Origin of the sequence: Rathayibacter festucae DSM 15932, from assembly GCF_004011135.1 — a bacterium.
Classification (GTDB): Bacteria; Actinomycetota; Actinomycetes; order Actinomycetales; family Microbacteriaceae; genus Rathayibacter; species Rathayibacter festucae.
Window position 1 is genome coordinate 737,230 of the sequence record NZ_CP028137.1, and the last position, 26,329, is coordinate 763,558.

The following is a 26,329-nucleotide window of genomic DNA, read 5'->3' on the forward strand; positions in this document are numbered from 1 at the left end:
GGCCTGAACCACGGCCGAGAAGGAGGATTCCGATGCAAGCGGAGCACGATTACGCCGTATCCGTCGTCTGGGAGGGCAATCGCGGAACCGGCACCAGCGGCTACCGGGACTACGGGCGCCAGAACGTCCTCGTCGCCGAGGGCCCGCCGCCGATCCTCGCCTCGGCCGACAAGCCCTTCCGCGGCGACCCGGACCGCTGGAACCCCGAGCAGCTGCTGCTCGCCGCCCTCGCGCAGTGCCACCTGCTCTCGTTCCTGCACGTCGCGGTGAAGAACGGCGTCGTCGTGACCGAGTACATCGACGACGCCGCCGGGCGGATGGTGCAGGAGGGCGAGGGCGGGCGCTTCGTCTCGGTGACCCTCCGGCCGCGGGTCCGCGTCGCGCACGAGTCGATGATCGAGCTCGCGCAGTCGCTGCACGACGAGGCCTCCCGGCTGTGCTTCATCGCGAACTCGGTGAACTTCCCCGTGGGACACGAGCCGCAGACCTCGGCGGCCGACGCGCACTGATCCGGGCGGGCTCGGGCAGCCGCGACCGGAGAGGTCAGCGCCGCTCGTGCGGCAGCGCCCGCCGGATCCTCTCGACCGTGGTGACCGGCGGCGACTCGTTGTAGACGCCCGCGGCCTCCTGGCCCGAGAGCGCGTGGATCGCGGTCATCACCTCGTCGGTCGCGTGCCGGCGCGCGCGTCCCGAGTCGGCCGAGCCGTGCCGGGAGAGGTCGAGCGGATCGCCGAAGCGCACCGTGATCCGGTGCAGGCGGGGGATCCTCGAGCCGACGGGCTGCAGCTCCTGCGTGCCGACCAGCCCGACCGGCACGACCGGTGCGCCGGTGGTGAGGGCGAGCCACGCCACTCCGGTGCGCCCGCGGTAGAGGCGGCCGTCGCGCGAGCGCGTGCCCTCGGGGTAGACGGCGAACGCCTCGTCGCGCTCGAGGATCGCGCGGCCGAGGTCGAGGGCCTCCTGCGCGGCCTGGCCGGCGCCCCGCTCGACGGGCACCGCCCCGACCGCCGTGAAGAACGAGCGCGACGCGGCACCGCGCGCGCCGGTGCCGGTGAAGTAGTCGGCCTTCGCGAGGAACTGCACGGGCCGGGGCGCCAGCAGCGTCAGCACGGGGGAGTCGATGAACGACAGGTGGTTGCTGGCGAGGATGACCCGGCCGGTGCGCGGGACGTTGTCGCGGCCCTCGACGATCGGGCGGTAGATCATCCGGCCGAGGCGGCTCATCGTGAAGCGGGCCACGCGCGCGGAGACGCCGATCCCCGGGGGTGTCGGCGGTGCGGGAGCGTCGTCGGTCGGCATTCGCCCGACGCTACCGGCGGGTGCATGCCGCTCGGGTCATGCTCCGCCGACCGCTCCACCGGGGGCCCTCCCGCGGGCCGGGGCGGACGACCGCGGGCCGCCCCTCATGACGAGGAGCGGCCCGCAGGTCGACGCAGAGGGAGTGACTCAGCCGAAGGTGGCGAGCGCCTCCTCGATGACACCGGCCGCGTCGTCGATCAGCTCCTCGCTGATGACCACGCTCGGCATGATGCGCAGGACGCTGTCCCAGCTGCCGGCGTCCAGGGCGATGACGCCGTTGGTCGTGACGTGCTTGAGGACGGCGGAGAGCGCCTCCGGGTTCTGCTTCTTCGTGCCGGGGTGCACGAGCTCGACGCCGAACATCGCGCCCTTGCCGCGGACCTCGCCGACGACGGCGAAGCGCTCGGCCCAGTCGCCGATGCGGGCCTGCAGGGCGCGCTCGACGCGCTGCGCCTCGGCGATGAGCCCCTCGGACTCGATCGCCTCGAAGGTGGCGAGCGCGGCCGCGGTCGAGACGGGGTTGCCGCCGAAGGTGCCGCCGATGCCGCCGGGCTGCACGGCGTCCATGATCTCGGCGCGCCCGGTGACTGCGGCGAGCGGGAAGCCGCCGGCGATGCCCTTGGCCGAGGTGATGAGGTCCGGGACGACGCCGAAGTGCTCGATCGAGTACCAGGCGCCGGTCCGGGCGATGCCGGCCTGGATCTCGTCCGCGACGAAGACGATGCCGTTCTCGGTGCAGAACTCCGACAGCCGCTCGAAGTAGCCGGCCGCCGGGATGATGATGCCGCCGTCGCCCTGGATCGGCTCGACGAACAGCGCCGCGAGCTCCTCGGCGCCGATGTGGGTGCGGATGTAGTCGATCGAGCGCTCGGCCGCCTCCTCGCCCGTCATGCCCTCGGGGTCGCGGAAGGGGTAGCTCATCGGGAGGCTGTAGATCTCACCGGGGAACGGACCCATGCCGGCGCGCTCGGGCCAGGGGCGGTAGGTCATCGCCATCGTGAGGTTGGTGCGGCCGTGGAAGGCGTGGTCGAGCGAGGCGATCGCGCGGCGGCCGGTGTGCTTGCGCGCGATCTTGACGGCGTTCTCGACCGCTTCGGCGCCGGAGTTGACCAGGATCGAGTGCTTCTCGAAGTCGCCGGGGGTGATCTCGGCGAGCTTCTCGGCGACCCGCACGTAGTTCTCGTACGGGGTGACGGTGAAGAGGGTGTGGGTCAGCTTCTCGGCCTGGGCGGCGGCGGCGGCGGCGACCGCGGGGTGCGCGTGGCCGATGGTGGTGACGCCGATGCCGCAGCCGAGGTCGATCAGGCGGTTGCCGTCGACGTCGACCAGGACGGCGCCCGAGGCGTGATCCATGTAGATGTTGGCGAGGGTTCCGGCGCCGCGGGAGACGCTGGCGACGCGGCGCTCCTGCAGCGCGATCGAGCGGGGGCCGGGGAGCTCGGTGACGAGCGCGCGGGACTGGGGGACCGAGAATTCACGCATTCCTCCATGCTAGGCGCGGCTCCCGGGGAGGGGGCCGGGGACGCTCCGGGGCGGCGCGACCGGGTGGGCGCCGTGGAGGGATCGTTCAGCCGGGGCAGAGGCGCAGACCCCAGGATGGTCCGATCCCCCCGACGTCGTCCCGCTCCCTGCCGGGCAGGAAAGGTGCACCCGTGCGCAGAACCCTCGCGATCCTCGCCGTCCTCGGCGCCTCCCTCGGCCTCGCGGCCTGCACGCCGGGCACCCCCGGTACCCCCGAGGCGACCCCGAGTGCGAGCCCGACTCCGCTCTCCTGCATCTCCTCCGGAGACGCGTCCGAGGCGGTGGACGCCGCCGGCGACTTCGGGACCAAGCCGGTCACCGTCTTCCCCACCCCGATGAGCGTCGACGCGACCGAGGGCACCACCGTCATCGACGGCACCGGCGAGACGGTCGCCGAGGGCGACACCGTCCTCGTCGACTACACCCTGTACAACGGCACGAGCGGCGCGGAGTTCTCGGCGAGCAGCTACGCCTCCGGGGGCCGCGCGGCCTTCGAGGTCGACACCGAGCAGTACCTGGCCGGCCTGGTGAAGGCGGTCAACTGCGCCACCGTGGGCTCGCGCGTCGTCGCGGTCGTCCCGCCCGCCGACGCGTTCGGCGACGCCGGCAGCACCGACCTCGGGATCGCCGCGGACGACTCCATCGTGATGGTCATCGACGTCGAGGGCATCGTCCCCTCGGCCGCGACCGGCGAGCCGCAGGCCCCGGTCGACGGGCTGCCGACGGTGGCGCTCGCCGAGGACGGCGCCCCGACCGTGACGATCCCCGCGACCGACCCGCCGGCCGAGCTGCAGCTCGAGGTGCTCAAGAAGGGCGACGGGCAGACCGTGGCGGACGGCGACTCGCTGATCGTCCAGTACCAGGGCGTGGTCTGGGGCACCGGCGAGGTCTTCGACCAGAGCTGGGGCAAGGGCACGCCCGCGTCCTTCGGCACGGGCGACGTGATCGAGGGCTTCAAGGAGGCGGTGGTCGGCCAGACCGTCGGCTCGCAGGTGCTCGTGGTCATCCCGCCGGACAAGGGCTACGGCGAGGCGGGCAACGCGAACGCGGGCATCAGCGGCACGGACACCCTCGTCTTCGTGGTGGACATCCTCGCGGTGAGCTGACCCGGAGGGGCTGTCGGCCCGGGAGGGCCGGGAGCCGCCGTGCCAGGATGGGCGGATGCGCAGGGTCATCATCCTCGGCTCGACCGGGTCCATCGGCACGCAGGCCCTCGACGTCATCGGCGCGAACCGCGACCGCTTCGAGGTGGTCGGCCTGGGCGCCGGCTCCAACCGAGAGGTCGTCGCCCAGCAGGCGCGAGACTTCGGCGTCGAGCACACCGCCTTCGGCGCCGCGGAGGCCGAGCAGCTGATCCGCTCGGTCGACGCGGACGTCGTCCTGAACGGCATCACCGGCTCGGTCGGCCTCGGCCCGACGCTCGCGGCGCTCGAGGAGGGCCGCACCCTCGCCCTCGCGAACAAGGAGTCGCTGATCGTCGGCGGCGAGCTGGTCACCTCGCTCGCCGCTCCCGGCCAGATCGTGCCCGTCGACTCCGAGCACTCGGCTATCGCGCAGGCGCTGCTCGCGGGGGAGCACCGCGAGGTCCGCCGGCTGGTGCTGACCGCGTCGGGCGGTCCCTTCCGCGGGCGCGACCGCGCCTCCCTCCGCGACGTCACCCCGGCGGAGGCGCTCGCGCATCCGACCTGGGACATGGGCCTCGTGGTCACCACCAACTCGTCGACGCTCGTCAACAAGGGCCTCGAGGTGATCGAGGCGCACCTGCTCTTCGACGTGCCGTACGACCGGATCGACGTGACCGTGCACCCGCAGTCGATCGTCCACTCGATGGTCGAGTTCGTCGACGGCTCCACGATCGCCCAGGCCTCGCCGCCCGACATGCGACTGCCCATCTCCCTCGGCCTCGACTGGCCGCACCGCGTCGCCGGCGTCGGCGTGCCGCTGGACTGGACCCGCGCGCAGTCCTGGACGTTCGAGCCGCTCGACGAGGAGGCGTTCCCCTCCGTCCGGCTCGCGAAGAAGGTCGGAGTCGCGGGGGCGTCGTACCCGGCCGTCTTCAACGCCGCGAACGAGCAGGCCGTGCAGGCGTTCCACGCGGGGCGGATCGGCTACCTGGACATCCTCGCGACGGTCGAGGCCGTCGTCGACGCGCACACCGTGGACGGCGAGCTGACCCGCGAGTCGCTGGCCGAGGCCGAGGCCTGGGCGCGCCGCACGGCCGACGCGCGGATCGCCGCCGCCTGAGCGCGACGGGCTGATCGCGCCCTCATCGCGATCCTCCAGCGCCTCTCCAGCCGAGGGGTCACCCCGCGGCCTACAGTGACCGAGTGGAATCCGTGCTGCTCTTCGTCCTCGGCGTCGTCATCATCGCCGTGGGCGTCGCCCTGTCGATCGCGCTGCACGAGGTCGGGCACCTCGTTCCGGCGAAGCTCTTCGGGGTCAAGGTCACGCAGTACATGATCGGCTTCGGCCGGACGGTCTTCTCCGTCCGCCGCGGCGAGACGGAGTACGGCGTCAAGGCGCTGCCCCTCGGCGGCTACATCGCGATGATCGGGATGTACCCGCCCAAGCACCCGGGCGACCGCGTCGGCGAGTCGAGCACGGGCTTCTTCAACGGGCTGAACGGCAACGAGTCGGCGCCCGACCCCGAGCCCCGCCGTGGCGGCTACGCGACCATGATCGACGAGGCCCGCGCCGCCAGCGCCGAGACCATCGGCGAGGGCGAGGACCACCGCGCCTTCTACCGGCTCGCGGTCTGGAAGCGCGTGATCGTGATGTTCGGCGGCCCGTTCATGAACCTCGTGATCGCCACCGTCCTCTTCGCGGTGCTGCTCTGCGGCATCGGCGTCGCCCAGAACACCTCGACCATCTCCACCGTCTCGCAGTGCGTGGTCCCGGCGAGCGACACCACCACCGAGAGCTGCTCCGCCGACGACCCGCTCGCGCCCGGCGCCGCGGCCGGCATCCTCCCCGGCGACACGATCACGGCGATCGACGGCACGCCCGTCTCCTCCTGGAACGACCTCACCCCGATCATCCGCGCGTCCGCCGGCGTGCCGCTCAGCGTCGCCGTCGAGCGCGACGGCCAGCCCCTCACCCTGACGATCACCCCGGCCGAGAACGAGGTGGCCGTCACCGACGCCGCGGGCAACGCGGTGCTCGACTCCTCCGGCGCGGTCGAGACGCAGACCGTCGGCTTCATCGGCATCTCGCCGACCCAGGCCCTCGTGCAGCAGCCGATCACCGCGGTCCCCGGCACCGTCGGCGAGAACATCAGGAGTGTCGCGGGGGTCATCCTCAACCTGCCGCAGCGCCTCATCGACGTCGCGCAGGCCGCCTTCGGCACCGAGGCCCGCGACGCCAACGGACCGATCAGCGTCGTCGGCGTCGGCCGCATCGCCGGCGAGATCGCCGCCTCCGACCAGCTGCCCGTCGTCTCCAAGGTGCAGACGATGGTCGGCGTCCTCGCCTCCCTCAACGTCGCGCTCTTCGTCTTCAACCTCGTCCCCCTCCTCCCGATGGACGGCGGCCACATCGCCGGCGCCCTCTGGGAGGGCCTGCGCCGCCGCATCGCCAAGCTCTTCGGCCGCCGCGACCCCGGCCCCGTCGACATCGCCAAGCTCCTCCCGCTCACCTACGCGGTCGTCCTGCTCCTCGGCGGCATGAGCGCGCTGCTGATCTACGCCGACATCGTCAAGCCGATCCAGCTGTTCTGAGCTGTCTTGCGAGCCGGTCCCTGCCCGGCTCGCCGCAGTCGGCTTCGCGACGGGTGGTGTTGGGAGGAGCGGGTTGCGGTCGGCTATCGCGAATCGCTGGCACGCGATTCGCGCATTCGCCTTGGAGGTGGCGCCGGTCCCTGCCCGGCTCGCCGCAGTCGGCTTTGCGACGGGTGGCGTGGGGAGGAGCGTGTTGCGGACGGCTATCGCGAATCGCTGGCACGCGATTCGCGCGTTCGCCTTCCACGTGGCGCAGACTCCGGCCCGGCCGGCTGAGCTCGGTTCGATGTGCAGGAGATGTGCCGGAGGCTGCTCGCGGGGACGGGGGTGCGCACGCTATCTGCCGGGGATCTCCTGCAGATCGGACGGTGGCGGTTCCGGAATCCGGTCGAGGAAGGCGTGGCGCGGACGGCGGAGATCGGCGGGACCTGGGAACCGGGGGAGCGGCGGCGTCCGGCCGCGCGGCGCGCGTACGATGGGGCTCGTGCCTGCTGTGAATCTGGGTTTGCCCAAGGTCCCCGTGACCCTCGCCCCTCGCCGGAAGACCCGTCAGATCAAGGTCGGGAAGGTGCTGGTCGGCGGCGACGCCCCGGTCAGCGTGCAGTCGATGTGCACCACCCCGACCACGAACATCAACGCGACGCTCCAGCAGATCGCCGAGCTGACCGCCTCCGGCTGCGACATCGTGCGCGTCGCCGTGCCGAGCCGCGACGACGCGGAGGCGCTGCCGATCATCGCGAAGAAGAGCCAGATCCCGGTCATCGCGGACATCCACTTCCAGCCGAACTACGTCTACGCCGCGATCGACGCGGGCTGCGCGGCCGTCCGGGTGAACCCGGGCAACATCCGCAAGTTCGACGACCAGGTCGGCAAGATCGCCGCCGCCGCGAAGGCCGCGGGCGTCTCCATCCGCATCGGCGTCAACGCGGGCTCGCTCGAGCCCAGCCTGCTGCAGAAGTACGGCAAGGCCACCCCTGAGGCGCTCGTCGAGAGCGCCGTCTGGGAGGCGAGCCTCTTCGAGGAGCACGACTTCCACGACTTCAAGATCTCGGTCAAGCACAACGACCCGGTGATCATGGTCCAGGCCTACCGCCAGCTCGCCGAGCGCGGCGACTGGCCGCTGCACCTCGGCGTCACCGAGGCCGGCCCCGAGTTCCAGGGCACGATCAAGTCGGCGACGGCGTTCGGCATCCTGCTCGGCGAGGGCATCGGCGACACCATCCGCGTCTCGCTCTCCGCTCCGCCCGCGCAGGAGGTCAAGGTCGGCCTGCAGATCCTGCAGTCGCTCAACCTCCGCGAGCGCAAGCTCGAGATCGTCTCCTGCCCGAGCTGCGGCCGCGCGCAGGTCGACGTCTACACGCTCGCCAACGACGTGACCGCCGGCCTCGAGGGCATGAGCGTCCCGCTCCGCGTGGCCGTCATGGGCTGCGTCGTCAACGGACCGGGCGAGGCCCGCGAGGCCGACCTCGGCGTCGCCTCCGGCAACGGCAAGGGCCAGATCTTCGTCAAGGGCGAGGTCATCAAGACCGTCCCCGAGTCCGAGATCGTCAAGACGCTCATCGAGGAGGCCAACCGCCTGGCCGCCGAGATGCCCGCCGACGACACCTCGACCGGCTCCCCGGTGGTCGTCGTCTCGAAGTGACCGCGGGCGGCGGACCGGCACGCGCCCGGTCCGCCGCCACCCCGGTCCGCGCGGGACAGCCCGCCGCGGACTCCGGATAGGATCGTCCCTCGTGGTTACCCGTCTCTCGCACCTGTTCGTCCGCACCCTCCGAGAGGATCCGGCCGACGCCGAGGTCGCGAGCCACCGCCTCCTGGTCCGGGCCGGCTACATCCGCCGTCAGGCCCCCGGCGTCTTCGCCTGGCTGCCCCTCGGTCTGAAGGTGAAGCGCCGCATCGAGGCGATCATCCACGCCGAGATGGCGGCCGCCGGTGCGCAGGAGGTCCACTTCCCCGGGCTGCTGCCCCGCGAGCCCTACGAGCTCTCCGGCCGCTGGACCGAGTACGGCGACGGCGTCTTCCGCCTGAAGGACCGCAAGGACGCGGACTACATGCTGGCGCCGACGCACGAGGAGTTCTTCACCCTCCTGGTGAAGGACCTCTACTCGTCCTACAAGGACCTGCCGCTCTCGCTCTACCAGATCCAGGACAAGTACCGCGACGAGGCGCGCCCCCGCGCCGGCCTCCTGCGCGGCCGCGAGTTCACCATGAAGGACGCCTACTCCTTCGACTACACCGACGCCGGTCTCGACGCGAGCTACCAGGTGCAGCGCGACGCCTACGAGCGGATCTTCGCGCGCCTCGGCCTCGAGTACGTGATCGTGCAGGCGGACGCCGGCGCGATGGGCGGCTCGCGCAGCGAGGAGTTCCTGCACCCGACCCCGGTCGGCGAGGACACCTTCGTGCGCTCGGCCGGCGGCTACGCGGCCAACGTCGAGGCGTACCGGACGCCCGTGCCCGAGGCGCTGCCCGTGGACGGACTCGCCGAGGCGCGCGTCTTCGACTCGCCCGGCACCCCGACCATCCAGTCGCTCGTCGACCTCGCCAACGCCCAGGAGCCGCGCGCCGACGGCCGCGCCTGGACCGCCGGCGACACGCTCAAGAACGTCGTCCTCGCGCTGACCGCGCTCGACGGGACCCGCGAGCTCGTCGTCGTCGGGCTGCCCGGCGACCGGGACGTCGACCTCAAGCGCGCCGAGGTCGCCTTCGCCCCCGCCGAGGTCGAGGCCGCGACCGAGGAGGACTTCGCGAAGCACCCCGCGCTGGTCAAGGGCTACATCGGCCCGTGGTCGGCCGAGGGCGCCGTCCTGGGGGAGGAGTCCGCGAGCGGCATCCGCTTCCTGCTCGACCCCCGCGTCGTCGAGGGCACCTCCTGGATCACCGGGGCGAACATCGCCGGGAAGCACGTGCTCGACCTCGTCGCCGGCCGCGACTTCTCCGGCGACGGCGTCGTCGAGGTGGCCGACGTCCGCAGCGGCGACCCCGCTCCCGACGGCTCCGGCCCGATCGAGACCGCCCGCGGCATGGAGATCGGCCACGTCTTCCAGCTCGGCCGCAAGTACGCGGACGTCCTCGGCCTCAAGGTCCTCGACGAGAACGGCAAGCTCGTCACGGTCACCATGGGCTCCTACGGCATCGGCGTGACCCGGATCCTCGCGATCATCGCCGAGAGCAACCACGACGACCGCGGGCTGATCTGGCCCGAGAACGTCGCGCCGTTCGACGTGCACGTGATCGCGACCGGCAAGGACCCGGCGGCGCTCGCGCTCGCGGAGTCTGTCGGCGCCTCGCTCGAGGCCGCGGGCCGCGACGTGCTGATCGACGACCGGCCCAAGGTCTCGCCGGGCGTCAAGTTCGGCGACGCCGAGCTGATCGGCGTGCCGCTGATCGTCATCGCCGGCCGAAGCGCCGCCGACGGCATCGTCGAGCTCTGGGACCGGCGCACCGGCGAGCGTGAGCAGCTGCCCGCCGCCGAGGCGCTCGCCCGCCTCGGAGCCTGAGCGGCTCCGGTCCCTCCGTCCCGTCCGCCCTCAGCGCGGTCGGTTATGCTCAATGGTCCCGACGCGCGGGCCCGGCTCCGGCCGTGGCGCCGCCGGCGTCGGACCGTTTTTCGACGTGGTCGCGCTGCGCCGCCACGCCCCAAGTGAATAGAGAGAAAGGCCCGCCCATGGACATCGACCTGAGCGTTCTGCGCCTGCTGGAGCGCGAGCGCGAGATCCCCTTCGAGGAACTCGTGCAGATCATCGAGCAGGCGATCCTCACCGCCTACCTCAAGCACATCGGCCAGGCGGACGACGCCGACAAGGCCACCGCCGTGGACGCCCGCGTGCACCTCGACCGCAAGACCGGGCACGTCAGCGTGTTCGTCCCCGAGATCGACGAGGAGGGCGCCGTCGTCGGCGAGTCCGAGGACTCGCCGCGCGACTTCGGCCGCATCGCGGCCTTCGCCGCCAAGCAGGTCATCAACCAGCGGCTGCGCGACATCGGCGACGAGAAGGTCCTCGGCGAGTTCAAGGGCCGCGAGGGCGACATCGTCGCCGGCGTCATCCAGCAGGGCCCCAACCCGAAGATGATCCACGTCGACCTCGGCTCGATCGAGGCGATCCTCTCCCCCGAGGAGCAGGTGCCCGGAGAGGACTACAGCCACGGCCGCCGCATCCGCGTCTACGTGACGAGCGTCAGCCGCGGCCCGAAGGGTCCCTCGGTCCAGGTCTCGCGGACGCACCCGTCGCTCGTCCGCAAGCTCTTCGCCCTCGAGGTCCCGGAGATCGCGTCCGGCGTCGTCGAGATCGTCTCGCTCGCCCGCGAGGCCGGCCACCGCACCAAGATCGCCGTGCGGGCGACCGAGCCGGGCGTCAACGCCAAGGGCGCGTGCATCGGCGAGCTCGGCCAGCGCGTGCGCGCGGTGACCGCGGAGCTGAACAACGAGAAGATCGACATCGTCGACTACTCCTCCGACCTGCCGACCTTCGTCGCCAGCGCGCTCTCGCCCGCCAAGGTGACCAGCGCCTTCGTGATCGACCAGAGCCTCAAGGCCGTCCGCGCCCTCGTGCCGGACTACCAGCTCTCGCTCGCGATCGGCAAGGAGGGCCAGAACGCCCGACTCGCCGCCAAGCTCACCGGCGCCAAGATCGACATCCAGCCCGATTCGGTGATGGACGGGGAGTGATCCCCGCTGTCGGCGGTGCGGGGAGGCGCTCCCGGGAACGAGGGAGTACAGTGGAACCCGTCAGAACGTGCGTCGGCTGCCGTCTGCGCGCCCCAAGGGCCTCACTTCTGAGGCTCGTCCTCCCCTCGAACGTCCTCGTGGTAGACCCGCGGGGTGTCCGTGCTGGGCGGGGAGCGTGGCTGCACGACGCGTACGACTGCTACGAGCTCGCGGTGAAGCGCCGCGCGTTCAGCAGGGCGTTCCGGACGCGCGAGAGCGTGGACGCGAGCGCCGTGGAGCAGTACGTCACCCGTGACCTGACCGGCTCGGCTCCTCACCCTGAGGAACCGGCCAGGCGAACGATCACACCGCAGAGAGAACAGGCAGAACGGCCCGTGAACTGATCATGAGCAACGACTGATGAGCGGCTCGAAATGAGATCCGTCCGTTTGTGATGGCCTGCCCCGTCTTGGGCGCAGGTCCGAGACAGGAGAGAAGTGGCTAAACCACGCGTGCACGAGATCGCCGCCGAACTCGGCGTCGACAGCAAGGTCGCACTTGCGAAGTTGAAAGAACTGGGCGAGTTCGTCAAGGGACCGTCCTCCAGCATCGAACCCCCCGTCGCCCGCAAGCTCCGCCAGGCCCTCCAGGGCAGCGCGAGCACGGGTGCATCGTCGACCCCGTCGGCGCCCGCCGCCGGCACCGCCCGGCCCGGGGCTCCCCGCCCCTCGGGTGCCCGCCCCTCCGCGCCGATGCCCGGCCCGGCCAAGCCGCCCGCTCCGGCGCCGGCTCCGCCGATGTCGGTCGCCGAGCGTCAGGCGGCCGCTCAGGCCGCCCAGGAGGCCGCGGCCGCGGCTCGCGCCCAGGCCGCTGCGAACGCCCCCGCCGCTCCGGCTCCGACCGAGGCCGCCGCTCCGGCGCCCGCGGCCGAGAAGCCCGCTGCAGCGACCCCCGCCGCCTCGCCCGCCACCCCCGGCGGACCGAAGCCGGCGACCCCGCGTCCGGCCCCGGCGGCAGCCCCGCCGAAGTCCGGCGGCAGCAGCTCCGCTCCCGGCGGCTCCAGCCGTCCCGGTGGCGCCCCGCGTCCGGGCAACAACCCCTTCGCGAGCAACCAGGGCATGGGCCAGCGTCCCGCGACGCCCCCGCGCCCGGGCAACAACCCGTTCGCCAGCTCGCAGGGCATGGGCTCGCGCCCGACGCCCAGCAACATCCCCCGTCCCGCGGCTCCCCGCCCCGGTGCGCCCCGACCCGGTGGACCCGGCATGGGCCAGCGCCCCGCCGGCTTTGGCCAGCGTCCCGGCGGTCCCGGTGGCGGAGCCGGTCGTCCCGGCGGCCCCGGCCGTCCGGCCGGCGGCGGCTTCCAGCGTCCCGGCGGCGCCCCTGGAGCGGGTGGCGGCTTCGCCCCTCGTCCCGGTGGCGGCGGCGGTCGCGGTCGCGGCCCCGGCGGTGGCACCGCTGGTGCCTTCGGTCGCGGTGGCGGCAAGAGCAAGGCCCGCAAGTCGAAGCGCACGAAGCGTCAGGAGTTCGAGCTCAGGGAGGCCCCGTCGCTCGGCGGCGTCAGCGTCCCCCGCGGCGACGGCAAGACGGTCATCCGTCTGCGCCGCGGCGCGTCGATCTCGGACTTCGCCGACAAGATCGAGGCCATGACCGGCGTGCCGGTGCCCCCCGGCAACCTGGTCACCGTCCTCTTCGCCCTCGGCGAGATGGCGACGGCGACCGAGTCGCTCGACGAGGCGACCTTCGAGGTGCTCGGCGGTGAGCTCGGCTTCAAGATCCAGGTCGTCTCGCCCGAGGACGAGGACAAGGAGCTCCTCGAGGGCTTCGGCCTCGACCTCGAGCAGGAGCTCGAGGACGAGACGGACGAGGACCTCCAGATCCGTCCCCCCGTCGTCACCGTCATGGGTCACGTCGACCACGGAAAGACGCGCCTGCTCGACGCGATCCGCAACGCCAACGTCGTCGCCGGCGAGGCGGGCGGCATCACGCAGCACATCGGTGCGTACCAGGTCGTCGCGGAGCACGAGGGCATCGAGCGCCCGATCACCTTCATCGACACCCCGGGTCACGAGGCGTTCACCGCCATGCGAGCCCGCGGTGCCCAGGTCACGGACATCGCGATCCTCGTGGTCGCGGCGGACGACGGCATCATGCCGCAGACCATCGAGGCGCTGAACCACGCCCAGGCGGCCAACGTGCCGATCGTGGTCGCGGTCAACAAGGTGGACAAGCCCGACGCCAACCCGGCCAAGGTGCGCCAGCAGCTGACCGAGTTCGGCCTCGTCGCCGAGGAGTACGGCGGAGACGTCATGTTCGTCGACGTGTCGGCCCGCGCGAACACCGGAATCCAGGACCTCCTGGACGCCGTGCTGCTCACCGCGGACGCCGGTCTCGACCTGCGCGCCAACCCCGACAAGGAGGCCCGCGGAGTCGCGATCGAGGCCAAGCTCGACAAGGGACGCGGTGCCGTCGCGACGGTCCTCATCCAGTCGGGAACGCTGCGCGTCGGCGACGCGATCGTCGCGGGAACGGCCTACGGCCGTGTCCGTGCGATGGCCGACGAGAACGGCGTCGCCGTGCTCGAGGCCGTGCCGTCGCGACCGGTGCAGGTGCAGGGACTCTCGTCCGTGCCCCGCGCCGGCGACACCTTCCTCGTCACCGAGGAGGACCGCACCGCCCGCCAGATCGCCGAGAAGCGCGAAGCCGCTCAGCGCAACGCCCTGCTGGCCAAGGCCCGTAAGCGCATCTCGCTCGAGGACTTCACCCGTGCTCTCGAGGAGGGCAAGGTCGAGTCGCTCAACCTCATCATCAAGGGCGACGTGTCCGGTGCCGTCGAGGCGCTGGAGGAGTCGCTCGTCAAGATCGAGGTCGACGACTCGGTGCAGCTGCGCATCATCCACCGCGGTGTCGGTGCGATCACGGAGTCGGACGTCAACCTCGCGACGATCGACAACGCGATCATCGTGGGCTTCAACGTCCGCCCCGACCCGAAGGCCCGCGAGCGCGCTGCTCGAGAGGGAGTGGACATCCGCTTCTACTCGGTCATCTACAACGCGATCGAAGAGGTCGAGAACTCGCTCACGGGCATGCTCAAGCCCGAGTACGAGGAGGTCCAGTCCGGTGTCGCCGAGATCCGCGAGGTGTTCCGCTCCTCCAAGGTCGGCAACATCGCGGGTGTCATCGTCCGGTCCGGCACGATCACCCGCAACTCGAAGGCGCGCGTCATCCGCGACGGCGTCGTCGTCGGGGACAACCTCGCCATCGAGTCGCTGCGTCGCTTCAAGGACGACGTCACGGAGGTCCGTACGGACTACGAGGCCGGTATCGGTCTCGGCAAGTACAACGACATCCAGATCGGCGACGAGATCGAGACGATCGAGATGAAGGAGAAGCCGCGAGGCTGACCCTGAATCCCACTGGAAGGCCCGGGTCCGCCCGGGCCTTCCGGCGTTCCAGGGGGTCCTTGGCCTTGGCTTTCGGCCCCTGGTCTGACGGGGGATCGGGAGGCCACTCCTGCCCTCGCGCGACTTCCCGCGGGCCTGCGGCCCGCCCGCCAGACCCGAGCCTGTCGCGCGAGGGCAGGAGTGGCCTCCCTCCCTGCGGGAGGATCGAGTCGCCAGCACGTGCAGAGGGGCCCGGTCTCCGAGGCGTGTCGCGTCGGGTACCTGCACCAGCACGTGGGGTGGGGCGCCTGCGCGGGAGGGGGACCGGGAGTACGGACTTCCGCCTGTACGGACGGGAGGTGCGGGTGGGGTGTCTCGTCGCGGCTCCTGGCTCGGGTCTGGCGGGCGCGGCGCAGCCGCGCGGGAAGGAGCCGCGGCGAGGCACCCCATCCGCGCCGGCGCAGCCGCGCTGCAGCCAGCACGAAGACCCGGGGTGAGGTCGCGAGGGCAAGCCCCCAGCAAGACGACCGGCAGGACTGCCGGGGAGTGGTTAGATGGCGAGCCGAACGGTTCGTCGAGAGAGATGAGGACCAGCCATGGCAGATCCGGCACGGGCGAGGAAGCTCGCCGAACGGATTCAGGTGATCGTCGCCAAGCGGCTCGAGCGCGGACTCCGCGACCCCCGACTCGGCTTCGTCACCATCACCGACGTGCAGGTGACCGGTGACCTGCAGCACGCCTCCGTGTTCTACACGGTCTACGGCACCGACGAGGAGCGCGCCGACTCGGCGCTCGCCCTGAAGGCGGCGACCGGCATGCTCCGCACGGAGGTCGGCAAGAACATCACGGCGCGGCTGACGCCGTCGCTCGAGTTCATCCTCGATGCGATCCCGGAGAACGCGAAGCACATCGAGGACCTCCTCGCGACGGCGCGCAACCAGGATACCCAGGTGCAGTCGCTCGCCGCGAAGGCGGACTACGCCGGCGACGCGGACCCCTATGTGAAGCCGCGCGAGGACGAGGACGAGGACTAGGCAGCAGGCCTGAACATCGCGGAGCCCGTGGCGACGTCGACCGATTCGAGGACGACGACGACACGGGCTCCCGGCGTCTGCGGCACCGGGACGTCGACGGTCATCTCGGGGTCCAGCAGCTGGACCTGCGAGCGGGTCCTCGCGGAGGAGACGACGACGCCCTCGAAGGTGGAGCCCTCGCGGCCGCGGAGGATCGCGGCCTCGACGACGGCGGTGGCGGCGCGGGAGGCGGCTCCGGAGCGGCGGTCGCTCGCGGTCATCAGGGCGGGCAGCTCGGGCAGGGCCGTGCGGAGCCAGGCGGGGAGCTCCGCTCCGGTCGAGATCGCGAGGCAGGTGGCCAGGCCGAAGCGGTCGACCAGGCGGCGGAGCGGGGCCGTGACGTGCGCGTACGGGGCGGCGAGAGCGGACTGCTCGGGCTGCTCCGGGGCGGCGCCGTCGAAAGCGGTGTAGCCGGCGCCGCGGAAGAGCGTCGCCGCGGCCGACATGATCGCGAGCTGGGCGGGGTCGGCGGTGTCGAGGCGGCGGAGGTAGGCGCCGTAGGGCTCGTCGGCGCCCCAGGGGACGCCGAGGGCCCCGATGCGGGCGCGGAAGGCGGCGACGGTGTCCTCGTCGGCCGCGGGCATGGTGCGGAGGATGCCGACCCCCGCGTCGAGCATCATCGTCGCGGCCGCCATGCCGGTGAGCAGCGAGACCTGGGCGTTCCAGCCCTCGGACGCGAGGGGTGCTCGGCGCTCGATCCGGTAGCCGCCGTCGATTGCGACGATCTCCTCGTCGGGGAGGGCGAGGCTCGCTCCGCCGCGCTCGGCCTCGCGGGCCTGGCGCTCGGTGCCGAACCAGGGGAGCAGCGCGATCGAGGGATGCGGGTCGCCCGCGTCGACGCTGCGCTGGACGCCGGCGTAGTCGAGTCGGGCGGTGCTGCGGACGAGGGCGCGCTCGAGGCGGACAGCGCGCGGCTCCGCGGCGTCGTCGAGCTCCAGGGTCCAGACCAGGGCGCGGCGCTCGAGGTCGGGGAGGAGCGAGGCGGTGCCCTCGGAGAGGACGGGCGGGTGCAGCGGTACGCGGCCGTCGGGGAGGTAGTAGGTCTGGCCGCGGTGGCGGGTCTCGGCGTCGAGGGCGCCGCCGGGGCGGACGACGGCCGGCACGTCGGCGATGGCGTAGCGGAGCACGACTCCGGAGGACCGCCGCTCGAGGTGCACGGCCTGGTCGAGGTCGAGGGAGCCGGGCGGGTCGATGGTGACGAAGGGGACGCCCGTGAGGTCGATCCGGCCCGCGTCGTCGGCTTTGCGGTCGGCCTGCTCGGCCTCGGCGAGGGCCTCGGGTGGGAAGGCGCCCGGCAGGTCGTTCGCGGTGCGGACGGCGGCGAGCGCGCTGTCGAGCTCGGCGTCGGGGCGGGGGAGTCGGAGTCGGCGACCGGTCACGGCGCCACGCTACCCGCCCCGTCCGACACCGGAGCGCCGCTCAGGAGTGGGGGAGGAGGTAGCCGTCGTCCGGCGTGCCCGTGGCGAGGCCGTCGGCGAGGAGGCCGGCGAGGGCGCGGTCGCGCTGCTCGGCCTCCGGCCAGAGCGTGGCGATCTCGGCCGCGGTCACCGGGCCGTGTGCGGCGCGCAGCTCGGCGAGGATCAGGCCGCGGACCTGCCGGTCGGAGCCCTCGTACTTCTTCTGCCGCGCCTTGACCGGGCCGTCGTAGGCCGGGTAGCCGGCGGCCCGCCAGGCGCAGGCGTCCCGGATCGGGCAGGCGTCGCAGCGGGGAGCGCGCGCAGTGCAGACGATCGCGCCGAGCTCCATCGCGCCCGCGTTGAAGGCGGCGGCGTCGGCGAGGTCCTCGGGGAGGAGCGCCTCCATCGCGGCGAGGTCGGTCTTCGCGCGCGGCGGGCCGGGCTCGGCCGCGCCGTCGATCGCGCGGGCGATCACCCGCCGCACATTGGTGTCGACGACGGGGTGGCGGTGGCCGAAGGAGAAGACGGCGATCGCGCGCGCCGTGTAGTCGCCGATGCCGGGGAGGGCGAGGAGCGTCTCGACGTCGTGCGGGACGACCCCGCCGTGCTGCTCGGTGATCGCGACGGCGCAGGCGTGCAGGCGCAGCGCGCGGCGCGGGTAGCCGAGCGACTGCCAGGCGCGCACCGCCTCACCAGGAGGAACGGCTGCCAGATCGGCCGGGGTCGGCCAGCGCTCGAGCCACTCGGCGAGCCGCGGGATCACCCGGACGACCGGCGTCTGCTGGAGCATGAACTCGCTGACGAGGGTGCCCCAGGCGGGGAAGCCCTCGCGGCGCCAGGGCAGGTCGCGGGCGTTCTCGCGGAACCAGTCGACGATCGCGGCGGACAGCGCGGGCATCGATGCGGCGGGCGTCGATCCGGTGGGCATCAGGTCACCCTAGGCCGTCCCGCGTATCGTGGGCGAATGACCAAGTGGGCTCCGCAGAAGGCCGATGTGCTCGACGCTCTCGCGGCGGAGGTGCTGCACAACTACGGGCACGGCCGCGTGGCGGTCGGGATCGACGGCGACGACCCGGAGGTGTCCGGCGCGTTCGCGCTCGCGCTGGTCGAGGCGATGCGCCGGGCGGGCCGGGACACGGTGGTCGCGCACCTCGCCGACTTCCGCCGTCCCCGGGCCGAGCGGGAGGATCCGTCGATCCCGGAGGCGCAGCGCGCCTACCTCGCGGGCTACGACTACGAGCTGCTGCGCCGGGTGCTGCTCGATCCGTTCAAGCTGGGCGGGAGCACCGGCTTCGTCCTGGCAGGCTACGACGGCGTGCGCGACGAGGCGCGGCAGGCGCGCTGGCGCACCGCCGGCCGCGACGCCGTGCTGCTCGTCGACGGGCCGTTCGCTCTGCGCCCCGAGCTCCGCGGAGCGTGGAGCACGTCGATCCGGCTCGACACCCAGGAGCCGCCCGTCGACGAGGCCTACCGGGCGAGCACGGATCCGAAGCGGATCGCGGGGATCCTGGTGGACGTCCGAGACCCGGAGCACCCGCGCCGGCTCTTCGCCGACTCCTGCTGAGTCGTCCCGGTCTCCTCCGCTAGACGGAGGACGCCCGCCGGACCACGTCGTCCGCGGGCAGGAACGCGCCCGAGCGCTCGACCTCGTGCACGAGCTCGACGAGCAGCTGGTTGACCGGCGCCTCGCGCCCGAGGCGGTGCGCCGTGCGGACGACGGCGCCGGCCAGATGGTCGATCTCGCTCGGGACTCCGCGCCGCACGCTCTGCAGCGTCGACCCGGGGTTCGGCACGTCGCCCATCCGGGTCGCCATCCGCCGCGGCAGCAGCTCGACGACCGGCAGCGGCGCGGCGGCGAGCGCGCGGATCCGGGCGTCGGAGAGTCCCTGCAGCGCGCCGAAGCGGACGCCGGCGGCCAGGCCGGTCCGCGCCGCCTCCCGCATCGCCCGCGCGAGCAGCCGGCGCAGGCCCGGGTGCGCGATCGTCTCCTGGACCGAGAGGCCGGTGATCGCGGGCAGCGCGTTGACCTCGTTGATCAGCAGCTTCGTCCACTGCGCCCCGAGGAAGTCGTCGGTGGTGGCCGTGGGCACCGCCTCGCCGAGGATCGCGGCGGCCCGGCGGACGTCGTCGTCGGCGGGGCGTCCGGGGACGCCGAGGGTCGTCGTCGCCGGGGCGGTCACCGTGACGCGGCCGGGCTCGAGATGGCTGGCCGCGAAGAGGGCGAGCGCGCCGACGAGGCGGGCGTCGCGGACCTGGCGGGCGGCGGCGTCGAGGCCGTCGAGCCCGTTCTGCACCACGACGAGGAGCGTGCCGTCGACCGTGCGGCGGTTGGCGCGGAGCGCGTCCTCGGCGTCCTGCGCCTTCGTGCAGAGCACGGCGAGATCGGGGACGAGGTCGAGGGTCTCGCCGCAGCGCACCCAGGCGGTGTGCTCGCCCCAGGCGCCGTCGAGGCGGAGGCCCTGCCGCCGGATCGCCGTCAGGTTCTCGCCGCGGGCGGTCACCTCGACGTCGTGTCCTGCGCGGTCCAGGAGGGCGGCGACGGTGCCGCCGACGGCGCCCGCTCCGAGTACGGCGATCCTCATCAGGACAGCCTAGAACCGCGGCGGGCGGCGGCCGTGCCGGGCGCGGGCTCCGCGCGGCCGACTCCCGAACTGCGCGTGTATCCTCGCACCCGTGCTCGAGACTCCCAGCCCTTCTGCGGCGGCTCCGAACGGGATCCTCCTGCTGGACAAGCCGGGCGGGATCACCAGCCACGACCTCGTCTCGCGGACCCGCCGCCGCGCCGGGACGCGCAAGGTCGGACACGCGGGGACGCTCGATCCGATGGCGACCGGGCTGATGATCCTGGGCCTCGGCCCCTCGACCCGGCTCCTCACCTACCTGGTCGGCCTCGACAAGGAGTACGAGGCGACGATCCGCCTCGGCGCCGCGACGAGCACCGACGACCGCGAGGGCGAGACGCTCACGACCGCCGAGCCCGGCGCCGTGGCGGCCCTCACCGCGGAGACGGTCGACGCCGTCGTGGCGACCCTCACCGGCGCGATCGAGCAGATCCCGAGCGCCGTCAGCGCGATCAAGGTGGACGGTCGCCGCGCCTACGCCCGCGTCCGCGACGGCGAGGAGGTCGTGCTTCCGGCGCGACCCGTCACCGTGAGCGCCTTCGACGTCCTCGAGCGCCGGGAGGCCGACGGCTTCCTCGACCTCGACGTCCGCGTCACCTGCTCCTCCGGCACCTACATCCGCGCACTCGCGCGCGATCTCGGCGCCGCGCTCGGCGTCGGCGGGCACCTCACCGTGCTCCGCCGCACCGCCGTCGGCCCGTTCCGGGTCGCCGGGGCCGGCGTCATCGACGAGCTCGACGTCCCCGCCGCCCTGCTCACGCCGACCGCTGTCGCGGGCGAGCTGTTCCCACTGCTGCACCTGGACGCCGGCGAGGCGGTCGACCTCGCGAACGGCAAGCGGATCCCGGTGCCCGAGGCGTTCGCGGGAGCCAAGGGCCTGCTCGCCGCCGTCGGTCCGGGGGAGCGCCTGGTCGGCCTCGCCGAGCGCCGCGGCGCCGCGCTGAAGAGCGTCGTCAACTTCCCCACCGAGGAGCTCCGGGTGGGCGCATCGTGATCGACTGGTTCACCACGCTCCAGGTCGGCATCGCCGTGGCGGCGGGCCTGCTCTGCCTCGTGCTCGGGATGATCGGCCGGCGCCCCTCCGACGTCACGGTCGGCGCCACCGCGATCGTCGAGCTCCTGCTGATCGTCCAGCTCGCCGTCGCGATCGTCTCGCCCCTGGTCGGCAACCGGCCCTCGGGCAGCCTGCCGGAGTTCTACATCTACCTGGTCTCGGCGCTGATCCTGCCGCTCGCCGCCGGCTTCTGGGCGCTGATCGAGCGCAGCCGGTGGAGCACGGTCATCCTCGGCGTCGTCTGCCTCGCGATCGCCGTGATGGTCTACCGGATGCACCAGATCTGGTTCTTCCAGGCCGCCTGACGCCCCCGATCCCCGGCCGAGGGGGAGAGGGCGCAGCGAGCGCCTACCATTGACCCTGCGATGTCGAACCAACCCAGCGATGCGCCCGGACGGGCGGCCCAGGACCCAGCTCTGCCGAACCCCGATCAGCGCCCCGCCCGCTCGGCGCGGTCCCGGGGGATCGGCAGCCTCCTCGTGGTCGTCTACGGCATCCTCGCGCTCGCCGCGACGGGCCGCTCGGTCTTCCAGATCATCGACCGCTTCGACGAGGCGCCGCTCGCGTTCTCGCTCTCGGCGCTCTCCGCCGTCGTCTACATCGTCGCGACGATCGCCCTCGTGGCTCCCGGTCGCATCTGGCAGCGCATCGCCTTCGTGACCATCACCTTCGAGCTGGTGGGCGTGCTCGTCGTCGGCGCGATCAGCGTGCTCGTGCCGCAGCTGCTCGGGCTCTCGAGCGCGGATCCGTTCGGCCGGCAGTCGACGGTCTGGGCGGCGTTCGGCGCGGGCTACCTGCTCATCCCGCTCGTGCTGCCGGTGCTCGGGCTCTGGTGGCTGCGGGTGCAGGGCCGGCGCTCCTCCGCGGGGAAGCAGGCCTGATGCGCGTCGAGCAGCGCCCGGCCGACCTCACCGGCATCGGCCCGTCCGCGGTCACCATCGGCAAGTTCGACGGCGTGCACACCGGCCACCGGGCCGTCATCGACACCCTGCACGCGCGGGCCCGCGAGCGCGGTCTCGCGGCGGTCGTCGTCACCTTCGACCGCAATCCGCTCAGCGTCATCGCTCCGGAGAAGTGCCCGCCGGCGCTGGTCGGCAACGAGCAGAAGCTCGAGCTGCTGGCCGGGACGGGGATCGACGCGACCCTGCTGCTGGCGTTCGACGAGCGGTTCCGCGCGCTCACCCCCGAGGAGTTCGTGCAGCAAGTGCTCGTCGACGCCCTGGAGGCGCGCGTGGTGCTGGTCGGCTCCGACTTCCGCTTCGGTGCCCACGGCGCCGGCGACGTCGCGATGCTGCGGGAGCTGGGGGAGACCCACGGCTTCGAGGTCGAGCTGATCGACGACGTGCGGCCGGAGCACGGCCGCCGGGTGTCCTCCACCTGGATCCGCGAGCTGCTCGCCGAGGGCGACGTCGAGCACGCGACCTGGCTGCTCGGCCACGAGCCGGTGGTGCGCGGGGTCGTCGTGCACGGCGCCAAGCGCGGCCGCGAACTCGGCTTCCCGACCGCGAACCTCTCGCCCGAGTCGCAGGGGCTGATCCCCGCCGACGGCGTCTACGCCGGCCGCTTCGTCACCGAGGGCCGCAGCTACCCGGCCGCGATCTCGGTGGGCAGCAACCCGACCTTCGTCGGCGTGCCGCCCAAGCAGGTCGAGGCCTACCTTCTGGACGAGACGATCGACCTCTACGACCGCGTCGTCGACGTGGCCTTCGTCTCGCGCATCCGCGGTCAGGTGGCCTACGAGGGCGTCGAGCCGCTGATCCGGCAGATGAACGACGACGTCGAGAAGGTCCGCACGATCCTCGGTGCGGAGCGACCGGCCGACTGACGCCTCCGGACTCCGCCGGGGCGGCTCCGGCGGTCCTAGCAGTGGCCGGAGCGGCGCACCAGCGGGAGAGCGCCCAGGGGCGGCGGCGTACCGTGGCTCGCATGAGCGAATCCTCACCCGCCCCGTCGCGCCCCTCGGACCCGTCGCGCCCGCTGGCGCTCGTCACCGGAGCGACCGGCTACATCGGCGGCCGCCTCACCCCGCGCCTGCTCGAGGCCGGCTACCGGGTCCGCGTGCTGGTCCGCGACCCGCGGAAGCTCGCCGAGGTCCCGTGGGCCGAGGACGTCGAGGTGGCGCAGGGCGATCTCAGCGACCCGGAGTCGCTGGCGGCCGCGTTCGAGAGCGTCGACGTCCTCTACTACCTCGTGCACTCGATGGGCTCGGGCGCCGACCACGCGCGCTTCGAGCAGGTGGAGAGCGGCGCCGCCAGGAACGTCGCCGAGGCCGCGCTCGCGGCCGGTGTCGACCGGATCGTCTACCTCGGCGGCCTGCACCCGGACGTGGAGAAGCTCTCGCCGCACCTGCGCTCGCGGGCCGAGGTCGGCCGCATCCTGATGGCGTCCGGCGTGCCGACGATCGCGCTGCAGGCCGGCGTCATCATCGGCTCCGGCTCCACCTCGTTCGAGATGGTGCGCCACCTCACCGACGTGCTGCCGTACATGCCCGCGCCGCAGTGGGTCCGCAACTTCATCCAGCCGATCGCCGTCCGCGACGTGCTGCACTACCTGCTCGGCGCCGCCGCCCTCGAGGACGCGACGCTGAACCGCACCTTCGACATCGGCGGGCCGGACGTGCTCCGCTACGGCCAGATGATGAACGGCTACGCGGTCGAGGCGGGGCTCGCGCAGCGGCCGATCGCCTCGCTGCCGGTGTTCACGCCGTGGCTCGCCTCGCAGTGGGTCAACCTGGTGACGCCGATCCCGCGCTCGCTCGCGGTGCCGATCATCGCGTCGCTGCAGTACGACTGCGTGGTGCGCGAGGACGACATCCGCGCGCTGATCCCGGACCCCGAGGGCGGGCTGACGCCGTACCGCCGCTCGGTCCGGCTCGCGCTGGGCAAGATGCAGGCGGGCGAGATCGAGACCAGCTGGCAGAACGCCGAGGTCGTCGGCGCCCCCAGCGACCCGCTGCCGAGCGACCCGGAGTGGGCCGGCCACACGGTCTACGTCGACCTCAAGGTGCGCCGGACTGACGCCGACCCGGCGAAGCTCTGGCGGGTCATCGAGGGCATCGGCGGCACCAACGGCTGGTACTCCTTCCCGCTGGCCTGGGCGATCCGCGGCTGGATGGACAAGCTCGTCGGGGGAGTGGGCCTGCAGCGCGGGCGCCGCGACTCCGAGCGGCTGCACGCGGGCGACGCCCTGGACTTCTGGCGCGTCGAGGCGATCGAGCGGCCGACGCTGCTGCGCCTGCGCGCCGAGATGAAGGTGCCCGGCGGCGCCTGGCTGGAGATGCGCGCGGAGCCCGGCGAGGACGGCGGATCCGTGTACACCCAGCGCGCCGTCTTCTTCCCGCAGGGGCTCGGCGGCCGGCTCTACTGGTTCGCCGTGCTGCCGTTCCACGGCGTGATCTTCAACGGGATGGCCAACCGCATCACGGCCACCGCGACCGACCTCGCCGACGCCGGCGAGGAGCGCTCCCCTGGTGGGCGCGGGGCGCAGCGGTGACAATGGAGGGGTCCGCGGGCGGCGACGCCGCCTCGGACGCGAACGAGAGGAGCACGATGAGCGAACGATCGGACACGGACGCGGGGCGCGATCTCCAGCTGGGAAAGGTCGCCTTCATCGGCGACAGCATCATCCAGGGCGGGTCCTGGGACGAGTGGTTGACCGCGTCGACGGTCGTCGACGAGGGCATCGGCGGAGCGACCAGCGACGACGTCGTCGAGCGGCTGCCCGAGCTCGTCGAGGGGGCGCCCGACACGGTGGTCCTGCTCGTCGGGACGAACGACCTGGCCTACCACCGCACGACCGAGCACATCGTGCGCAACATCGAGACCATCGTCGCGACCTTCCGCCGCGACCTCCCGGACGTGCGGATCCTGGTGACCTCGATCCTGCCGCGCGCCCGCGAGTTCGGCGCGCAGATCCGCGAGGTCAACCGCCACCTCTGGCAGTTCGCGCCCACCGCGCACGCCGGCTACCTCGACCTCTGGCCGGTGCTCGCCGGCGAGGACGGCGCCCTGCTCGAGCAGTACTCGCCCGACGGCCTGCACCTCAACGAGGCCGGCTACGGCGCCTGGCGCGAGACCCTCGGCCCGGCCCTCGACTCCGTGCTGCGGATGCCCCCGCGCACCCGGCCGATCACCCTGCCGTACGACGAGTTCGCGCGGCCGAAGACGGCGTAGCGCCGTCTGCGCGGCGACGCGCCGCGAGCCGAGGGGAGCCGAGACCGAGAGGTCCGGCTCCCTTCGTCGTTGCCCGCTCCGAACAGGTCGGGCGGGGGTGGCCCTGGAGCTCTTCGGGGATCGATCAGCGGTTCTTGCCCGGGGCATAGGCGGTGGCGGCACTGTCGATCGTGCACCCGGCCGGGTGCGGACGAGAGCCGGAGGCGCAGCATGAGCAGGACGATCGAGAACCAGGCACCGGGGACGGCGGAGTGGCCGCCGCCGACGGTGGGGACTGCGGCACCGAGCGCGTCGGAGCCCGCGCAGCCGCGTCAGCCGCTCTGGCGACGGCGCCGCGTCCGGCGGATCGCGCTCGCCGTCCTCGCCGGTCTGCTGCTGCTGGGCGGCGGCTTCGGGATCGGCTACGCCGTCGGGAACTCGGTCGGGTCCTCCGCCGTCGGCGGGTTCGACCCGTCGCAGCGGGGCGGGATGTCGGACGGCGGCTTCCCGGGCAGCGGCGGGCCCGGGTCGTTCGGCGATCAGGGGAGCGGCACCGGGACGGACCTGGGTACCGGGACGGATTCGGGCACCGAGACCGACTCGAGCAGCGGCGCCGCGAGCGGGACGGCGAGCTAGCCGAGCGCCTCGCGGAAGGCGGCGAGGGCGTCGTCCGAGAAGAGCACGAAGCGGACCTCGTCGAGGGTGCCCGGGCCGTCCTCGGCGGCGGCGAGCCGGACGGAGTCGACGGCGATGCGGGCCGCGCCGGCCATCGGCCAGCCGTAGACGCCGGCGGAGACGGCCGGGAAGGCGACGGTCCGCGCGCCGAGGGAGCGGGCGACGCGGATCGACTCGGTGTAGGCGGAGGCGAGGACGGCGGAGCGGTCGTCGCTCCGCGAGTAGACGGGGCCGACGGTGTGCACGACCCAGCGGGCAGCGAGGCGGCCGGCGGTGGTCGCTACCGCGGAGCCGGCGGGGAGTCCGTCGCGCAGCTCGCCGGCCCGGAGGCGCCGGCACTCCTCGAGGATCTCGGGGCCGCCCGCGCGGTGGATCGCCCCGTCGACCCCGCCGCCGCCGAGCAGCGACGAGTTGGCGGCGTTGACGATCACGTCGACCTGCTCGCGGGTGATGTCGCCTCGGACGGCGGTGAGCGCGGTCACGAGCGGTTGTTCGACAGCTCGAAGATCTTCACGAGCTCGGCGATCGCGGCCTCGCGCGCGTCGCCGCCCTCGTCGAACATCGCGGTGACGTGGGTGCGGAGGTGGTTCTCGACGATCAGCTTGTTCAGCGAGCCGAGCGACTTCTGGATGGCGAGCGACTGCGTGACGATGTCGACGCAGTAGTCCTCGTTCTCGATGGCCTTCTCGAGGCCGCGCATCTGGCCCGCCAGGATGCGGGCGCGGTGCAGGGAGCGCTTCTTCAGATCCTCGATCACCCGCTCAGTTTACGCCGGGAGTGGCGATACCCGGCGG

At 72.9% G+C, this 26,329-nt stretch carries 25 protein-coding genes; 18 read left to right on the top strand and 7 right to left on the bottom strand.

Features of this window, described 5'->3' with window-relative positions:
- The first annotated feature begins 32 nt into the window (after nt 1-32).
- Nucleotides 33-509, top strand: coding sequence for an OsmC family protein (locus C1I64_RS03455; protein WP_127886215.1), 477 nt, complete (start codon nt 33-35; stop codon nt 507-509).
- A 34-nt stretch (nt 510-543) separates the two neighbouring features.
- On the opposite strand, the gene C1I64_RS03460 is transcribed toward C1I64_RS03455, so the two are convergent.
- Together C1I64_RS03460 and C1I64_RS03465 are read right to left on the bottom strand one after the other, a co-directional pair.
- The gene (locus C1I64_RS03460) at nt 544-1,299 is read right to left on the bottom strand and encodes a lysophospholipid acyltransferase family protein (protein WP_123445524.1); all 756 of its coding nucleotides are present in this window, start codon (nt 1,297-1,299) and stop codon (nt 544-546) included.
- Nucleotides 1,300-1,446: 147 nt separating this feature from the next.
- Nucleotides 1,447-2,781, bottom strand: a complete 1,335-nt coding sequence (locus C1I64_RS03465; protein WP_123445525.1) for an aminotransferase class III-fold pyridoxal phosphate-dependent enzyme — start codon at nt 2,779-2,781, stop codon at nt 1,447-1,449.
- 170 nt (nt 2,782-2,951) lie between these two features.
- On the opposite strand from C1I64_RS03465, the gene C1I64_RS03470 reads away from it, so the two are divergent.
- The 9 genes from C1I64_RS03470 to rbfA all read left to right on the top strand — a co-directional run bounded on the left by C1I64_RS03470 (nt 2,952) and on the right by rbfA (nt 15,598).
- Nucleotides 2,952-3,926, top strand: coding sequence for an FKBP-type peptidyl-prolyl cis-trans isomerase (locus C1I64_RS03470; RefSeq protein ID WP_123445526.1), 975 nt, complete (start codon nt 2,952-2,954; stop codon nt 3,924-3,926).
- A 55-nt stretch (nt 3,927-3,981) separates the two neighbouring features.
- Entirely contained in the window at nt 3,982-5,064 is a 1,083-nt protein-coding gene (locus C1I64_RS03475; RefSeq protein ID WP_123445527.1) for a 1-deoxy-D-xylulose-5-phosphate reductoisomerase, read from the top strand.
- 83 nt (nt 5,065-5,147) lie between these two features.
- Complete coding sequence (locus C1I64_RS03480) at nt 5,148-6,536, top strand: M50 family metallopeptidase (RefSeq protein ID WP_164874431.1); 1,389 nt, start codon at nt 5,148-5,150, stop codon at nt 6,534-6,536.
- A 484-nt stretch (nt 6,537-7,020) separates the two neighbouring features.
- Entirely contained in the window at nt 7,021-8,178 is a 1,158-nt protein-coding gene (ispG, locus tag C1I64_RS03485) for a flavodoxin-dependent (E)-4-hydroxy-3-methylbut-2-enyl-diphosphate synthase (protein ID WP_123445529.1), read from the top strand.
- Between the two features lie 91 nt (nt 8,179-8,269).
- Entirely contained in the window at nt 8,270-10,036 is a 1,767-nt protein-coding gene (locus tag C1I64_RS03490) for a proline--tRNA ligase (RefSeq protein ID WP_127886216.1), read from the top strand.
- A gap of 167 nt (nt 10,037-10,203) precedes the next feature.
- On the top strand, nt 10,204-11,205 hold the full coding sequence (nusA, locus tag C1I64_RS03495) for a transcription termination factor NusA (protein WP_123445531.1): 1,002 nt from the start codon (nt 10,204-10,206) through the stop codon (nt 11,203-11,205).
- A 50-nt stretch (nt 11,206-11,255) separates the two neighbouring features.
- Entirely contained in the window at nt 11,256-11,588 is a 333-nt protein-coding gene (locus tag C1I64_RS03500; RefSeq protein ID WP_123702952.1) for a YlxR family protein, read from the top strand.
- Nucleotides 11,589-11,681: 93 nt separating this feature from the next.
- A complete protein-coding gene (gene infB / locus C1I64_RS03505) occupies nt 11,682-14,585 on the top strand; it encodes a translation initiation factor IF-2 (RefSeq protein WP_127886217.1) in 2,904 nt (967 codons plus the stop codon).
- Between the two features lie 575 nt (nt 14,586-15,160).
- A complete protein-coding gene (rbfA, locus tag C1I64_RS03510) occupies nt 15,161-15,598 on the top strand; it encodes a 30S ribosome-binding factor RbfA (protein WP_123445535.1) in 438 nt (145 codons plus the stop codon).
- Here rbfA and C1I64_RS03515 read toward each other — a convergent pair.
- Nucleotides 15,595-17,016, bottom strand: a complete 1,422-nt coding sequence (locus C1I64_RS03515) for a ribonuclease catalytic domain-containing protein (RefSeq protein ID WP_127886218.1) — start codon at nt 17,014-17,016, stop codon at nt 15,595-15,597. The genes rbfA and C1I64_RS03515 overlap by 4 nt on opposite strands.
- 40 nt (nt 17,017-17,056) lie before the next feature.
- A complete protein-coding gene (locus C1I64_RS03520) occupies nt 17,057-17,932 on the bottom strand; it encodes an HhH-GPD family protein (protein ID WP_127888441.1) in 876 nt (291 codons plus the stop codon).
- A 66-nt stretch (nt 17,933-17,998) separates the two neighbouring features.
- Between C1I64_RS03520 and C1I64_RS03525 the strand changes: the two genes are divergently transcribed.
- Nucleotides 17,999-18,598: a nucleoside/nucleotide kinase family protein gene (locus C1I64_RS03525; RefSeq protein ID WP_127886219.1), complete on the top strand. Its 600-nt coding sequence runs from the start codon at nt 17,999-18,001 to the stop codon at nt 18,596-18,598.
- 19 nt (nt 18,599-18,617) lie between these two features.
- On the opposite strand, the gene C1I64_RS03530 is transcribed toward C1I64_RS03525, so the two are convergent.
- A complete protein-coding gene (locus C1I64_RS03530; protein WP_127886220.1) occupies nt 18,618-19,616 on the bottom strand; it encodes a ketopantoate reductase family protein in 999 nt (332 codons plus the stop codon).
- A gap of 91 nt (nt 19,617-19,707) precedes the next feature.
- Between C1I64_RS03530 and truB the strand changes: the two genes are divergently transcribed.
- The 7 genes from truB (at nt 19,708) to C1I64_RS03565 (ending at nt 25,496) form a co-directional block, all read left to right on the top strand.
- Entirely contained in the window at nt 19,708-20,649 is a 942-nt protein-coding gene (truB, locus tag C1I64_RS03535) for a tRNA pseudouridine(55) synthase TruB (protein WP_127886221.1), read from the top strand.
- On the top strand, nt 20,646-21,014 hold the full coding sequence (locus C1I64_RS03540; RefSeq protein WP_123735382.1) for a hypothetical protein: 369 nt from the start codon (nt 20,646-20,648) through the stop codon (nt 21,012-21,014). The genes truB and C1I64_RS03540 overlap by 4 nt, the downstream gene beginning before the upstream one ends.
- A gap of 60 nt (nt 21,015-21,074) precedes the next feature.
- Entirely contained in the window at nt 21,075-21,590 is a 516-nt protein-coding gene (locus tag C1I64_RS03545; protein WP_243732793.1) for a hypothetical protein, read from the top strand.
- Nucleotides 21,590-22,534: a bifunctional riboflavin kinase/FAD synthetase gene (locus C1I64_RS03550; RefSeq protein ID WP_127886222.1), complete on the top strand. Its 945-nt coding sequence runs from the start codon at nt 21,590-21,592 to the stop codon at nt 22,532-22,534. The genes C1I64_RS03545 and C1I64_RS03550 overlap by 1 nt, the downstream gene beginning before the upstream one ends.
- 101 nt (nt 22,535-22,635) lie before the next feature.
- Entirely contained in the window at nt 22,636-24,201 is a 1,566-nt protein-coding gene (locus C1I64_RS03555; protein WP_127886223.1) for an SDR family oxidoreductase, read from the top strand.
- Between the two features lie 56 nt (nt 24,202-24,257).
- Nucleotides 24,258-24,881, top strand: a complete 624-nt coding sequence (locus tag C1I64_RS03560) for a GDSL-type esterase/lipase family protein (protein WP_127886224.1) — start codon at nt 24,258-24,260, stop codon at nt 24,879-24,881.
- A 210-nt stretch (nt 24,882-25,091) separates the two neighbouring features.
- The gene (locus tag C1I64_RS03565; protein ID WP_127886225.1) at nt 25,092-25,496 is read left to right on the top strand and encodes a hypothetical protein; all 405 of its coding nucleotides are present in this window, start codon (nt 25,092-25,094) and stop codon (nt 25,494-25,496) included.
- Here C1I64_RS03565 and C1I64_RS03570 read toward each other — a convergent pair.
- Complete coding sequence (locus tag C1I64_RS03570) at nt 25,493-26,017, bottom strand: O-acetyl-ADP-ribose deacetylase (protein ID WP_127886226.1); 525 nt, start codon at nt 26,015-26,017, stop codon at nt 25,493-25,495. The genes C1I64_RS03565 and C1I64_RS03570 overlap by 4 nt on opposite strands.
- Nucleotides 26,014-26,292 (bottom strand): metal-sensitive transcriptional regulator, encoded by a 279-nt coding sequence (locus C1I64_RS03575; RefSeq protein WP_123445545.1) that lies wholly within the window; start codon nt 26,290-26,292, stop codon nt 26,014-26,016. The genes C1I64_RS03570 and C1I64_RS03575 overlap by 4 nt, the downstream gene beginning before the upstream one ends.
- Nucleotides 26,293-26,329: the final 37 nt, after the last annotated feature.

Excerpts from the sequence above, each read along its gene's own strand:
- C1I64_RS03465 (WP_123445525.1), bottom strand. The coding sequence starts at position 2,781 with ATGCGTGAATTCTCGGTCCCCCAGTCCCGCGCGCTCGTCACCGAGCTC.
- C1I64_RS03525 (WP_127886219.1), top strand. The coding sequence starts at position 17,999 with ATGACCAAGTGGGCTCCGCAGAAGGCCGATGTGCTCGACGCTCTCGCG.
- C1I64_RS03565 (WP_127886225.1), top strand. The coding sequence starts at position 25,092 with ATGAGCAGGACGATCGAGAACCAGGCACCGGGGACGGCGGAGTGGCCG.
- C1I64_RS03475 (WP_123445527.1), top strand. The coding sequence starts at position 3,982 with ATGCGCAGGGTCATCATCCTCGGCTCGACCGGGTCCATCGGCACGCAG.
- C1I64_RS03545 (WP_243732793.1), top strand. The coding sequence starts at position 21,075 with ATGTCGAACCAACCCAGCGATGCGCCCGGACGGGCGGCCCAGGACCCA.
- C1I64_RS03555 (WP_127886223.1), top strand. The coding sequence starts at position 22,636 with ATGAGCGAATCCTCACCCGCCCCGTCGCGCCCCTCGGACCCGTCGCGC.
- C1I64_RS03550 (WP_127886222.1), top strand. The coding sequence starts at position 21,590 with ATGCGCGTCGAGCAGCGCCCGGCCGACCTCACCGGCATCGGCCCGTCC.
- C1I64_RS03530 (WP_127886220.1), bottom strand. The coding sequence starts at position 19,616 with ATGAGGATCGCCGTACTCGGAGCGGGCGCCGTCGGCGGCACCGTCGCC.
- C1I64_RS03560 (WP_127886224.1), top strand. The coding sequence starts at position 24,258 with ATGAGCGAACGATCGGACACGGACGCGGGGCGCGATCTCCAGCTGGGA.
- rbfA (WP_123445535.1), top strand. The coding sequence starts at position 15,161 with ATGGCAGATCCGGCACGGGCGAGGAAGCTCGCCGAACGGATTCAGGTG.
- C1I64_RS03455 (WP_127886215.1), top strand. The coding sequence starts at position 33 with ATGCAAGCGGAGCACGATTACGCCGTATCCGTCGTCTGGGAGGGCAAT.
- C1I64_RS03520 (WP_127888441.1), bottom strand. The coding sequence starts at position 17,932 with ATGCCCGCGCTGTCCGCCGCGATCGTCGACTGGTTCCGCGAGAACGCC.
- nusA (WP_123445531.1), top strand. The coding sequence starts at position 10,204 with ATGGACATCGACCTGAGCGTTCTGCGCCTGCTGGAGCGCGAGCGCGAG.
- C1I64_RS03460 (WP_123445524.1), bottom strand. The coding sequence starts at position 1,299 with ATGCCGACCGACGACGCTCCCGCACCGCCGACACCCCCGGGGATCGGC.